The following is a 13,459-nucleotide window of genomic DNA, read 5'->3' as shown; positions in this document are numbered from 1 at the left end:
CGTATCTCTCCTTCTGTCTTTAGTAGTGATTTAGCGCTGGCTACTCCTTAATGGCCCCAATCATGACACCTTGAACGAAATATTTCTGAAGAAACGGATACAAACAGATGATGGGAAGCGTCGAGACCATGATCGCCGCATACTTAATCGTTTCCCCGATCGCATATTTGTCATCGCCTCCTCCGGCCATCATTGAATCCGTGTTGTTAGAAATTAAAATTTCACGGAGCACAAGCTGGAGGGGGTAAGCTTCCCTATTCCGCAAATAAACCAGCGCACTAAAGTAAGAATTCCAATGCCCTACCGCATACCACAAAATCATAACGGCGATGACCGGCATCGAAAGCGGAAGGATAATTCGGAAAAGGATTTTCCAATCGCCTGCGCCATCCATTCTAGCGGATTCCTCCAGGCTGACTGGGATGCTCTGAAAAGAAGTCCGCATAATAATCATATTAAACGTATTTATGGCCCCAGGAATGAGAACAGCCCACATCGTATTCATCATGCCAAGATCGTTCACAAGCAGGTAACTCGGAATGAGTCCACCATGGAACACCATCGTTACGACGATAAAAAACATGATGATATTTTTAAAATAAAGATTCGGCCGAGACAAGACATAAGCCCCTATCGCTGTCATGAACAGATTGATCGTTGTGCCGAGTACGACATAGAGCAGCGTATTCTGATACCCTTTCACGATCATTGGATTCTTGAACACAGCTTTGTAAGCGTCCAGATCAAAGCCTGCTGGCCCTAGCATAATCCCGCGATGCTGCAGCAAAGATGTCGCATCGCTAATGGAAGCTAGTGCCACGTACAGGAACGGATATAAAGTGACCGCGCAAAGCACGAGCATTATTAATAGGTTAAAGTAGCCAAATGTGCGCTCTCCACGTGTTAGTTTCATGTGCAAATCTCCTTACCACAGTTTGTTCTCGCTGATCCGCTTAACAAAGCTATTGGCTGCCACGATCAGAGCAAAGCTGATCACCGAGTTGAACAGACCGACAGCCGCTGTAAAGCTATAACTTGCTTCCAATACCCCTTTGCGATAGACATAGGTCGATATCACGTCCGCTGTTCCGTAGGTAAGTGGATTGTACAACAGGAGCACTTTCTCACTGCCAACCGTCAGCATATTCCCCATTTGCAAAATAAATAAGATAACGATCGTCGGCATAATGCCCGGAATCGTAATATGCAGCGTCTGCTTCCAGCGGTTAGCGCCATCCATCCTAGCTGCTTCATACAACGTTGGATCGATGGTAGACATCGCCGCCAAATAAACAATGGAGCCCCAGCCGATGCCTTGCCAAATACCGGAGGATACGAACAGAAAGCGGAACCAACCTTCTTTTTGCAGGAAATCAATAGGTTCAATGCCAAAGGTGCCAATAATTTGATTTATAAGACCATTGCGGCTTAGAAAGTCTATCATCATCCCCGCCACAACAACAATCGAAATAAAATGCGGCAAATAGGAGATCGATTGCACGACTCTTTTGAACACGCTTTGACGGATTTCGTTAAGCAATAACGCAAGAATGATAGCTGCCGGGAAGCCGAACAGCAGATCATAAAGGTTAATTAAGATGGTATTCTTGATCAATCGCCAGAAGTAAATACCGTTAAAGAAGCTGTCAAAATGCTTAAATCCCACCCACGTACTTCCCAAAATCCCTTTCGCCGGGGAGAAGTCTTTAAAAGCAATTTGCAATCCGTACATCGGTCCATAATGAAAAATCAAGTAATAGGCAATCACGGGAAGGGCCATTACATAAATGGACCAATGCCGTCTCAAATCCCCGCGTATGGTTTCCAGAACAGTCGGATTCCGATAGGTTTTCTTGGTAATTACGGCCTGTGCGGCCTCAACAGGTGCATGGCTTTGCCTCATCGTCACCCCTACCCTTTCCTTCAAAGTTTCTATATGAGAAAAGGGGATCAACCATCTGCTCTGTTCATCCCCCGCTCTTCTCTCCCTTAGCGTTTATTAAAACGCTCCAAAGCTCCTTGCTGGATTTTGGTCGCATCATCAATCCCCATGCTCTTAATCTTTTTCACATAGGAATCAAAGTTATCAATCGGCTCAACGCCCATGATGAATTTCAAAAGCATTTCATCTTGATACGTTTGGATATCCGTCACGATGGATGCGAATTTGCTGCTTTCATCCTGCGTTGGAGAAACGAGTGGTATTTTACGCTCAGCCGTTGGCTTCGACCACACTTCCAAGGCTTTCTTCTGCTGCGGCAGCGCCAAATATTGCAATTGGAAATTATCGCTGAGCACGAATGGCGCACTCCACGTCGCACGATTATATTTGGCAATCGATTGCTGAATGCTCGTTCCCGCTGGCGGGTTTAAAATTTCTGGCAAGAACGTTGCTTTGCCGTTTTCCATCTTGTAGCTCGTACCTTCTACACCGTAGTTGAACAGCAGATCGCCCTTTTCCCCGTAAGCGTAATCGAGCCATTTCACCGTTTCGATTGGGTTTTTATTCACTGCCGAAATCGCTGCCCCCACACCGTTATAAGCAAAATCCTTTTGCCCCCAGATCGCTTTGTCACCGGCTTTCAATACCGGATATGGAGCCGCTTCCAAATCGAATTTAGGATCTTTGTCCTTCATAAGACCGGCATACTTCCCAATGCCTCCTCCATTAAAGGAAGCCGTTGCACCCAAGAGGCTTGTCGTCATTTTGTTATCAAATAGTTTGTCGTTCGGAGCTGCGAAATCCTTATCCAGCAAGCCTTCTTTATACCACTTGTTCATGGTTGTCAGGAATTCCTTATATTCCGGCTGAATCGGACCGTATTTGACTGTGCCGCCATCTTGATAGAAGCTGTAGTTAATACCCCATGCCCCAAGGAAAGGAGCGTCTGTTGAGAATAGATTTTTATCCAGATAAATTGGAATTTCATCCGCTTTCCCATTGCCATTGGGATCTTTTTCTTTAAAAGCTTTCAGCACGGTGTACCATTCATCGATGGTCGTCGGCATCTTGAGGCCCAATTTATCCAGCCAATCTTGACGGATCGATGGTCCGAAGAACACTCTGACTTTATCGTCACCGCGTAAGAACGGGAACGCATAGATGCTTCCTTCATCTGTTGAGATCTGCTTTTTCCAATCCGGATGAGCGGCAAGCAACTTCTTCAAGTTCGGAGCATATTTGTCGATGAGATCGTTCAGTTTAATAATTTTCTTATCTAAAATCGCTTTTTCCGGTCCGCCAGGGTAACGAATGACCGCCCCGCTTGTTGCCCCCCAACTCGCTTCAATGACATCTGGCAGCTCGTTCGTAGCGATCATTAAGTTAAATTGTTCTTGCGCTTGCGGCACTTCGAGTGGAGGATGCTGGAACTCAACCTTGACCCCAGTAGCTTTTTCGAGTTCCTTATACATGCCCATTTCAGCGTATGTTTTCATTTGACCTGAGGCTGCAGAGTGATTAGCTACCCAATACGATAGCTTCGTCAACTTTGGCGGCTGCGCCTCGCTACTTGCCTGCGGTGCTGCCGATGAGCTCGTGCTTTCCGTATCATTACCACATGCGGTTACTGAAACTACGAGTGCAGAAAGTAATACGACAGATCCTACTTGTTTTAATCTTCTCTTCATTGTTCAAGCCTCCCTTTATAATGAGTAACGCTTCGTTTGATTGGCACCGATTATTGTTTCGTCCTCGTCAGCACCTGTTCCCAAGTATGCTTCTCCAGCCAGCATATGAATACTGTCTAGTTCTCATTTCCATTGTATTTTCCTAAGAAATACGGGCTTTGTGAGAAATCATCAGTCCGTATTAGAAATCGTCAGTAGCTATTTTTGTCAAAAAGAAAGCAGCCCTACAGGCTGCTCTTTAAGTGTTTGAGCTGGTAGTCTCTACTAAGCTCGTTTCACGATATTTTCCTGGTGTTACACCCTCAACCTTCTTGAAAGCCCGGATGAAAACGACGTCATTATTGTAACCGATCTTCTGAGCGATCTGGACGATGGTCAGTTCTTTGTTCTGCATAAGCAGCTTCGATTGCTGAATCCGTTTCGTCGTGATGTAATCGAGCAGATTCTGTCCTTGGTGTTTTTTGAAAAAGGTGGACAAATACTGCGGTGTCATCTGGATACGTTCCGCAATCTGTGCAACCCCTAGACTCGAGTCACCAAGATTATCGTGCACGATACCGACGATTTCTTGAAGTCTACTCAAGCTGTGATCAGAACGGTCAAGATTAAACGAACGGGTAAGTGTCTCGTAAAGCTCCTTCGTTTTCGTATACATGCCCTGTGCAGTTGGATAACTGAATACCTCTTTGATCGGATCAAAGTCTGCACCAAGCACTTCCTCCTGATTCGTATTCGTGGAGTTCATAATTTTCAAGAGCGTACTCGTCACATTGAAAAACAAGGCTTTACCTAGCTCTGGTGTGATCTGATTGGCGTCGAAATTCATCGCATACATTTTATCGAGCAATTTCCCTACATTATCGGCATCGCCGCTGCGAACAAAATTAATCAATTGAATCTCGATTTCCAATGGGTAATAATAATGCTGCTTTACATCGACAATTTCTTGAAAATATATAATGGCATGTTTACCCTGAATAAGTCGATATTCAAGCGCCGCCAGTGCTTCTGGATACGAATCGCGAATGGCTTTAGGGCCTTCATGAATCCCGCCGACGGCAATGGTTAGGCCGATTTGGAACCGTTGCGACGTGATCGTGAAGAGCGATTCGGCGATTTCCTTTATGTCCGATTCCGCGATTTTCTGCCGACCAGCTGAAAGGTTAATGAGAAGTGCAAGTCGATCACGGTCGAGCTCCAGCGAGAATCCTCGATGATGAGCCGCGATGAGATCCGCACCAATATTCGATACGATGAATCTGGCATGGGCCCACTGCTGTTCATCTTCTCCGAAAAGATGGATATCCTCGATTTTTACGATGAGAACCGCGAATTGATCACTTACGAATTTCAGATCCATAAATTGAAGCGAATCTCCATTTGCTGCCGAGATATCCACATCCATGTGACCATTCAGAAGACGGGACAAGTAATTGGCACGAATGAAAGGCGTTTGTTGTGCCAAGGTACTTCGCAGATGCTTCTCCTCATGGATGGAGCCTTCTACGGTTAACCTGATAAACTCGTATTCATTCGAGAAAGGACGCTTGATCAACTCTTTTCCTGACATAATCGCATTTACCGTTTTTTGAAGAGGTTTATACGTACGATATACACCGACACTAACGGCAATGAGTCCAGCAAACAAACAAAGGATGAATAGACCGACTGACCAACTCTTGATTTGATTCACCTGCTGCATGAACACGTCGTTCGGCATAATCGACACGTACTTCCAACCTGCTTTTTGTGAAGCCGAAACCGACACCACTTGATCTACACTCGCCATGCGGTAATCAAATGGTTCTGTGCTGCCATGGATACGATTCAGCAAGTCTGACGGAAACGGTGTCTCACTGTTACTCATAATCGTTTTGCCTGCATCATCAATGATGTAGACTAAGCTATGGCTTGCCGATTCCATCTGTGCAAACAATTGCTTAACCTGATCGACGTCAATCAATACGATAAAGCTTCCCAGATTTTGAGATTGTGAATGCACAGGAAGTGACTGTATATAAGTAATCACATCCTTTGGTGGTTGATCGGCCCCATTGGATACCGAACTGAGCGGCATGTACGACATCCGATGCTCCTGATCCAAAAGCTGACGCCAACCTTCGTACGACATGTTCTTATATGAGTAATAGAGGGAATAGAAGGTACGAGAATCCGTCACCAAATCCGATTTGACAATCGAATCACTGCTTGCGAAATACACATAGTAATCTAAAATGAAGCTGCTGGTCATGCTCTGATACTTACTCATCTTGTCCCGCATGAATTGGATAAACTCGTATTTGTCCGTATCCGTTGAGTTTGCAGGAATTCTAAGCATATAATCCAGCTTCGGATCAAACACGACTTGGCGCATTAACGTATCCACTTCCGATAATTTGTTATCGAGTGACAGTTTCAACTGCTCAAGCATGGCCACATTGGATCTCGTTGAGCTCTTCTCCAGGCTTTGTTCCACCTTCGCGTACAGAAATAGCCCCATTGCAAGCGGTATCAATAAAATAAATAAATTGGAGGCGATGATCGTTGAAAGTGCACTTTTGCGACTATTGAAAAGACGTATAATGAAAGGCATTTTCAAAACAAGCTCACCATCCAGTCCGAGAATGAATTTACTAAAAATTGTAGCCTCTCTTCATCAAAGTTGCAATATAGCATTTATGTTGTAAACAAGTGGTGAGCCCCTGCTATCGGACATTAGGACATAAATAACATCCTTGTGAACATTGTCTTATGAATCAAATCTCTCTAGAATGAAACTTATTCACACCATTAGGAGGTTCAAAGATGAGTTATTCAGCTAGTACATCCAGATATGATTCCATGACTTATAACCGGAGTGGTCGCAGCGGGCTGTTGCTGCCTGCCATTTCGTTAGGACTGTGGCATAATTTTGGCGGGATTAACACGTTTGAGGATGGGAGAACGATGCTCAAGAGTGCGTTTGATTTGGGAATTACGCACTTCGACTTAGCGAATAATTACGGGCCGCCGCCGGGTTCAGCAGAAGAAATGTTCGGGAAGATGATCAAAGGTGATCTTGCAGCCTATCGAGACGAACTTATAGTTTCGACGAAAGCAGGTTACTACATGTGGCCGGGGCCTTATGGGGAATGGGGTTCCAAGAAGAACTTGATTGCCAGCTTGGATCAAAGCTTGAAGCGACTGCAAATGGATTATGTTGATATCTTTTATCATCACCGTCCAGATCCGAATACACCTCTTGAAGAAACGATGGCTGCCCTGCATCAGATCGTTCAACAAGGCAAAGCGCTCTACGTTGGTATTTCTAATTATAAGCCTGAAGAAACGAAAGAAGCCTCCCGTATCTTGAAACGACTTGGGACGCCTTGTGTGATTCATCAACCGAGTTATTCCATGATGAACCGTTGGATTGAGGATGGCCTTCAAGATGTGTTGGAGGAAGAAGGAATCGGTTCGATTGCCTTTTCACCTTTGTTTAAAGGGATTCTTACAGATCGTTATTTGAACGGTATCGCCCCTGATTCACGAGCTGCAAGCTCCAGCGTATTCCTTAAAGAATCCGATATTAATGAAGAAAGAATTTCGAAAGTTAGGCAATTAAACACACTCGCAGCTGAACGTGGCCAGAAAATGTCACAGATGGCACTTGCGTGGGTGCTGCGCGGTGGTCGTGTCACATCAGCTCTTATCGGTGCGAGTAAAGTCAGTCAAATTGAAGATGCAGTTCATGCATTGAAGGCGCCTGCATTTACCCAAGAAGAATTAGATCAGATCGATGGGATATTGAATTCATAAGTTGACGTAAACTTCGGCGAATCAAGCATTCTGTTACTTCTGACTTCGAAATTGTTTAGGGGATACGCCTTTGACCCGCTTAAACATTTTGGAGAAGATCAATTGATCTTGATACCCGACTGAGTTGGCAATTTCCCCAATGGCATAGTTGCTCTTCTCCAGTAATTCACTTGCTTTATTCATCCGATATTGCAGGAGATATTGCTGGGGGGGCAGCCCTGTCGCCTCTTTGAAAATCGCCGAAAAATATTTACGATCCAGCTTAAGAAGTGCAGCTAGCCCCTCGATCGAAATCGGCTCATTATAATGAGCATGAATAAATTCCATCCCTTGGATCATATAACTATCCCATTTATTAGGAAGTACATCCCCAACTGAAGAGGCTGGAGCCGCTTCAAGGAGTGCCGTCATAAATTCATACATAATAACTTTCAACTGTAAGTCAGCACTATGGGTATGGACACTCGCTTCCGTTAATTGATCGAACATCGTCGGCATGACTTTCCGATCCATCGGAAAAACGGGCTGTTCCGGCGATAATCTTGTTCGAGATAAGATGGATTCCACTTGCGCCCCTTGAAAACCAATCCATGAATACGTCCAAGGCTCTGCCTCATCCGCTTCATAATAGCTAATGACATGCGGATAAATAAGAAATCCCTGCCCCGGATTTAGCTGATGTGTTTCATTAGCGATTCGGACAGTACCCTTGCCTTTATGAATCCAATGAATCTTGTACAAATCACGAACCCCTGGCCCTACGGTATGTCCTGGTTTACACTCCTCTTTGCCCCAATACAACACATGTAGATCCGGATCCTTCCGATATGAACGTTCCTGATTGTAATGAAAGATCGCCATTCGTCATCCCCCCTCCTCCTGCACAGACATTATACCATAAAGTGATCATCCATTAATCTTGGCACCATGAGAAAGCGTAAATAAGACAGCTTGCTCTCGATCCATTCGCATGCCTGTGATGGAGAATGTTTTGAAATCTACACCTGCCATTTGGGCACCTCTGACATCAGCGCTTTGCAGATTGGCTTTGGCGAGGATGGCCATAGTCAGATCACTGTCTCTTAAATCCGCCTTTTCCAAGTTGGTTCCAGAGAAGTCGGCTTCATGGAATTTAATCCCGCGTAAATCCTGTCTAACTAAACGACTATGTCTCAAATTCGTGTAGGACCAATCCCCTCGGTAAATCGTAATGCCATCCAAATTCGCGTTCGAGAAATCCGATCCCATCATTTTACAGTTATCGAATTTGGTCACGAACAGATTGGCACCGCTAAAGCTGCAATTTTCAAATGCTGATTCTTTATGTAGGGAGCCGTTTAACGAAGCTCCGCGAAAGTCACATGCAATGAAGCGGCAATGACTGGTATTAATTTCCTCTAAAGAACCGTTCGCGAACGAGCATCCATCAAATGTGCAGCTGAACAGCTCACCGTATCTTAGATCTTGTGTACTAAAGTTAACGCCGGAATACGTCTGATTCATTTGCTGAAACATGAGTTGCCTCCTAGGTGTAGTTTCTTTAATATAGCACATGGCAGTCAAGTACCTGCACACCACCAAATGAAAGTCAATAACTTTATTTTTTCATGAGAAAAAGCGCCATTCTGGCTTCAACATGAAGCTTCCAATGTCGCTCTATTCATTGTGAATCAGCTGCACTATGCGTTTCTGTAGTCACGTGGGTTCATTCCTGTATCTCTCGAGAAAATGCGTGAGAAGTAGAAGGAGTCCGTAAAACCGCAGTCCTCTGCGATTTGTTTAACTGGCAGTTTCGTACTTTTCAGCAAGAATTTCGCCCGATCCAACCTAATTTTGGTTACATATTCTATCAGACTTAATCCCGTATGCTTTTTAAACGTAATGGATAAATAACCTGGAGATAATGAAACATACTCCGCAATTATTTCCCGGGTGATATTTTCTTGATAGTTGGCTCGTATATAAGCTGAAGCTTTCTCAATCATACTCGCTGTTGAACTCTGTTCTAGTTCCCTGCTAGCAAGCTCATTCACGGCCTGCACGTTATTTAGAAACTCTAGCTTAACCAGCCATTCATAGTTCCTGCTTTTGGACTGCCACAGATGGAATGCCTTGCGAAAAGACTCTTCAATATTAATTTGTCCTATTGGGAAAACATCTCCACAAATCGGCAACTTCGCCATCGTGTCTACGGAAAGCATTCTCCCATTTTCCCATCGTACTAATCGGTACAGAAAATGAAACGAAATAAAACAAGAAGGAGACGTGGGATTCGTAGTGATTCGCATGTTTACGCCGGGGCGTACTTGAAACAAATGCCCAGCCTGAAGTTGGTACTTCTCCCCGTCTAGCTCAATTGTTCCTGCACCTTGGTACACGTAGGATAGGGTATGCAGCTTCGTCTTTTCACGATGCAATAGGTAGTTAAAATCCTCCCAATACGCTGGATTCCGCTCTACTACATCAATAATTCTAGGTGTGAATCCTGTCAAAAATTCATCACTCATAGCTGATCCGCCTTTTCGCGGTATTGACCTGGCGTTATACCCTCATATTTCTTGAATAACCGATTGAAATAGGGAGGCTGGTAGCCAACTTGCATCGCAATATCATTAATTTTTTCATCTGTTTCCACTAACAGCTTTTTGGCCTGATTGAGTCTGAACTGGGTTAAATAATCGATGAACGTCTGCCCGGTTACTTGTTTAAAGCCAATACTTAGTTTCTTGGAATACGTACCATGGAGATCAGCGCATCCCTCAAGCGAAATATCTGTGGCATACTTCGTATGAATCGTTTGAAGCACATTCTCAACGAGCTGTTTCAGCTGCATATCTTGCGTGCTGTGCAACCGCGACACATAAGGTTCAATAATATGCTGCTTCATCCAAGCAAGCACCGCTTCCGGCTCCCGCACTTCGGCGAGCTGTTCCCACATATCCAGCCCTTCATTCAACGCAAGCGGATTATAACCAGAAATCATAATCGTATTCAGCATATTGCTGCACAATTGAAGCAGCCCTTGTCGAACACCAAGTTCAATAACAGATTGATCCTTCAATAGGTGAAGAAACTCATCTAACCGCTGTGTTAACTCGTCTTCATTTCCTGAGCGCAAAGCCTTAAGGAGTAGACTCTCTTCTTCGAAAGGGTACAGGATGGCATCATGGCCACCTGGAATGAGTTCATTCACATCGAGAATCTGCTGTTCCTCTCCGATTTTCCGATAATTCAACGCACTGCGAGCGTCATCGAACAGAACTGGAAGTCTTCGTAACTCCGATGTGCGTGTACCAACACTTACAGTCACTTCCAATTTAAGCAAGCTATTCAAGGTATGTGCAAGCTCATCTGCCAAATGAAATAGACTTGACTGCATGCCTTCTACGGACATATTCGCAGGTTGGCGAATGAGTATCCCGAGCGTCATATCATGAAAATTAACCGTGTTCGCCTCCATACCCTTCCCCTTCGTTAACTCCTGGGTAATGTTTACAGCGGCAAACGTCACGAGTTGTTCATCACCTTGCGAGAACTTGCCTTCCGATCGATAAATTCCATGCATCTGTACGGCTAACACGGCAAATACGCGATCTGCCACCTCCCACCCATACTGCGCCATGCGATCTGCTAATTCGCCTTCGCTCAGAAAGGAAAGATGCCCTTGTAACAGTTGGAGGAGGAAATTCTCCCGCAGGGATGGCAGCTGTTGATCAATCCGCTCCTGCAAAATCTGACTCTCGCGCGAAAGATGCTTCCACTCATCCGCGATGGTTGCGAACTCGTCTGTGGTAACGGCTGCCCTGCCTGGTAAAAGCTGCTGCATCAGTCGTTGAACAGGTTGATACATATGGCGGTACGAATACCAAGAAAGGAACAAAGCCATCAGGATTCCGAGGCCGCCAGTCATAATCATAACACGCGACACCGTCTGGACAGGTTTCGTCAATTGTTCTAAAGGTGTCGCGGCGGCTATGATCCACATATTCTCAATACGCTTCATCTGACCGTAGGAAACCGAATACGCTTCGCCATCCCAAGATTCTACAGAGGAAGCATGCTCTTCCTTATGCCCTTTAACCGATTTCATCAATGTTTGATCTAGTGTGGTTGGATGATGAATATCCGTTGCTCCTAACGAAACAATTCCCCCATCTTGCTGCATGAGTAAGGTCGCCCCAGTCCCTTCTGAGTCTAATTCAGCGATTAACGCATTTAAATGTTTAGCGCTTACATCAATGATTAACGCTGCATCCGTTTCTACAAGCCCCCCCGGAATACGGACAACTAACGTATAGGGGACGTTCTCCTTGCGTGGCGATAACCGATTCGTCCAATAAACATCCCGTTGATAGGAAGCCAATGCACGGTACAACTGCTGCTCTTCCTTGGATTCGATGTCCACAATACCTGTACTTTCTTTGATCAGCACTTGCTGCTTGTCCAGATAAAGAGTTACTTCCTGAATGAGTGGGTCTGACGATTTGATCCAGGATAGCGCTTGATAAATCGAACGTGTACTCCGGTAATCTTTGTACAGATCCAAATCCTTATAACTGCTGCTTAAATTTAAATTAAATGACCACTGAGCCATGATCGATTCCAAATGGTTTAAATTTTCATTAATACGCTCCGTTGCGTAGGCAACTTGATTCCAGTGAGTTTTCTGCCCCTCAGCCTCAATCTGCTGTGTACCCACCACATAAAGAATCATCCCGATAATCGCTGCTGGTAGACAAGCACTTATAATGGCGATCAGAAATCCCTTTCGTTGATAATGCTGTCTCCGCATGCTGATTACCCCTCCTTGTCCACATTCGATGAATGTCTTTCATCCGCTGTTCATCCATCATATAAGAAAAAAAAGCCATCTGCAAAAGAAAAAACATCAAAACTAGGCCAAGAATGAATGTGCAAGCGCAGGAAATGACCTTTACTGAAAAGTGAAACGCTAGGAAATATCCAAGAAAAACTGTCTAATTGTCGGAAATTAGCGGCATCCCTATAGTAAAGCCAAGAGACCGAAACTACTTCTATTGGGAAAGGTGAAAAACGATGAAAACTGAAACAACACACGCAGCTCTTTCTCATGAAAGGCAACCCGCATCTCTCTCACAAAGCAGGCGTGTATGGAAGGGCTTAAAACGAGATCGCATGCTATACCTCATCGCTTCTCCCATGTTGGCCTACTTCCTTATCTTTAAGTATCTGCCAATGTGGGGCGTTCTGATCGCCTTCAAAGATTACTCGCCTTATCTGGGTTTCTGGAACAGTCCATGGGTCGGGTTCCAGCATTTCGAACGTTTTTTCTCGAATGACAGCTTCTTCCTTTTATTACGCAATACGCTCGCTATTAATTTATTGAACTTGATCTTCTTCTTCCCCTTACCGATCGTACTCGCACTTATGCTCAATGAGGTACGCAAAGAATGGGTGAAACGCATCATTCAATCCGTTATTTATTTGCCGCATTTCCTATCGTGGGTGGTCATTGTTGGGATAACGTACTTGATGCTCTCAACTTCAAGCGGTTTCGCGAATAAATTTCTGGAATCTCTTGGGTATGATAAAATCAATTTCTTAACAAGTCAGGGCATGTTCTGGGCCTTACTTACCTTGCAGTCCATCTGGAAAGAAGTCGGCTGGGGTACCGTTATTTTCTTGGCTGCCATTGCATCTGTAGATACCCAGCTCTTCGAAGCAGCTCGCATGGATGGAGCAGGGCGACTTCGCCAAATATGGCACGTCACACTTCCAGCAATTCGCAATGTCATTATTATTCTGCTCATTCTGCGTATCGGCCATATGATGGATGTCGGGTTTGAACAGGTTTATCTTATGATGAACGGCGCTGTTTCAGATGTCGCAGATGTGTTCGATACGTATGTGTACCGCAGCGGCATTCAACAAGCACAGTTCAGCTTCAGCACAGCTGTTGGCTTGTTTAAATCCATTGTCGGTGTTATTTTGGTAGTTTTAACGAACCGGCTTGCCAAGAAATTCGGCGATGACGGCATCTTTTAGGAGGGCT

General features: G+C 44.8%; 10 protein-coding genes. 2 read left to right on the top strand and 8 right to left on the bottom strand.

The window, feature by feature from the left end:
* Positions 1-40 precede the first annotated feature (40 nt).
* The 4 genes from ASG89_RS21760 to ASG89_RS21745 form a co-directional block, all read right to left on the bottom strand.
* On the bottom strand, positions 41-913 hold the full coding sequence (locus ASG89_RS21760) for a carbohydrate ABC transporter permease (protein WP_057313174.1): 873 nt from the start codon (positions 911-913) through the stop codon (positions 41-43).
* A gap of 12 nt (positions 914-925) precedes the next feature.
* On the bottom strand, positions 926-1,903 hold the full coding sequence (locus ASG89_RS21755) for an ABC transporter permease (RefSeq protein WP_082593496.1): 978 nt from the start codon (positions 1,901-1,903) through the stop codon (positions 926-928).
* An 86-nt stretch (positions 1,904-1,989) separates the two neighbouring features.
* On the bottom strand, positions 1,990-3,630 hold the full coding sequence (locus ASG89_RS21750) for a hypothetical protein (protein ID WP_057313173.1): 1,641 nt from the start codon (positions 3,628-3,630) through the stop codon (positions 1,990-1,992).
* 238 nt (positions 3,631-3,868) lie between these two features.
* Positions 3,869-6,223: a helix-turn-helix domain-containing protein gene (locus tag ASG89_RS21745; protein WP_057313195.1), complete on the bottom strand. Its 2,355-nt coding sequence runs from the start codon at positions 6,221-6,223 to the stop codon at positions 3,869-3,871.
* 212 nt (positions 6,224-6,435) lie between these two features.
* On the opposite strand from ASG89_RS21745, the gene ASG89_RS21740 reads away from it, so the two are divergent.
* Positions 6,436-7,428 carry an aldo/keto reductase gene (locus tag ASG89_RS21740; RefSeq protein WP_057313172.1) on the top strand — a complete coding sequence of 331 codons (993 nt, stop codon included), beginning with the start codon at positions 6,436-6,438 and terminating at the stop codon, positions 7,426-7,428.
* A 33-nt stretch (positions 7,429-7,461) separates the two neighbouring features.
* Here ASG89_RS21740 and ASG89_RS21735 read toward each other — a convergent pair whose 3' ends face one another.
* The 4 genes from ASG89_RS21735 to ASG89_RS21720 form a co-directional block, all read right to left on the bottom strand.
* Positions 7,462-8,289 (bottom strand): AraC family transcriptional regulator, encoded by an 828-nt coding sequence (locus tag ASG89_RS21735; protein WP_057313171.1) that lies wholly within the window; start codon positions 8,287-8,289, stop codon positions 7,462-7,464.
* Between the two features lie 45 nt (positions 8,290-8,334).
* Complete coding sequence (locus tag ASG89_RS21730) at positions 8,335-8,943, bottom strand: pentapeptide repeat-containing protein (RefSeq protein ID WP_057313170.1); 609 nt, start codon at positions 8,941-8,943, stop codon at positions 8,335-8,337.
* 164 nt (positions 8,944-9,107) lie between these two features.
* Positions 9,108-9,935: an AraC family transcriptional regulator gene (locus ASG89_RS21725; protein WP_057313169.1), complete on the bottom strand. Its 828-nt coding sequence runs from the start codon at positions 9,933-9,935 to the stop codon at positions 9,108-9,110.
* Positions 9,932-12,220, bottom strand: a complete 2,289-nt coding sequence (locus ASG89_RS21720; protein ID WP_057313168.1) for a helix-turn-helix domain-containing protein — start codon at positions 12,218-12,220, stop codon at positions 9,932-9,934. The genes ASG89_RS21725 and ASG89_RS21720 overlap by 4 nt, the downstream gene beginning before the upstream one ends.
* Before the next feature lie 263 nt (positions 12,221-12,483).
* On the opposite strand from ASG89_RS21720, the gene ASG89_RS21715 reads away from it, so the two are divergent.
* Positions 12,484-13,452 carry an ABC transporter permease gene (locus tag ASG89_RS21715; RefSeq protein WP_057313167.1) on the top strand — a complete coding sequence of 323 codons (969 nt, stop codon included), beginning with the start codon at positions 12,484-12,486 and terminating at the stop codon, positions 13,450-13,452.
* The last annotated feature ends 7 nt before the right edge of the window (positions 13,453-13,459 follow it).

The organism is Paenibacillus sp. Soil766 (assembly GCF_001428105.1).
Classification (GTDB): Bacteria; Bacillota; Bacilli; order Paenibacillales; family NBRC-103111; genus Paenibacillus_E.
The sequence above is the reverse complement of the archived record's forward strand: the minus strand, read 5'-3'. Positions and strand labels throughout refer to the sequence as shown.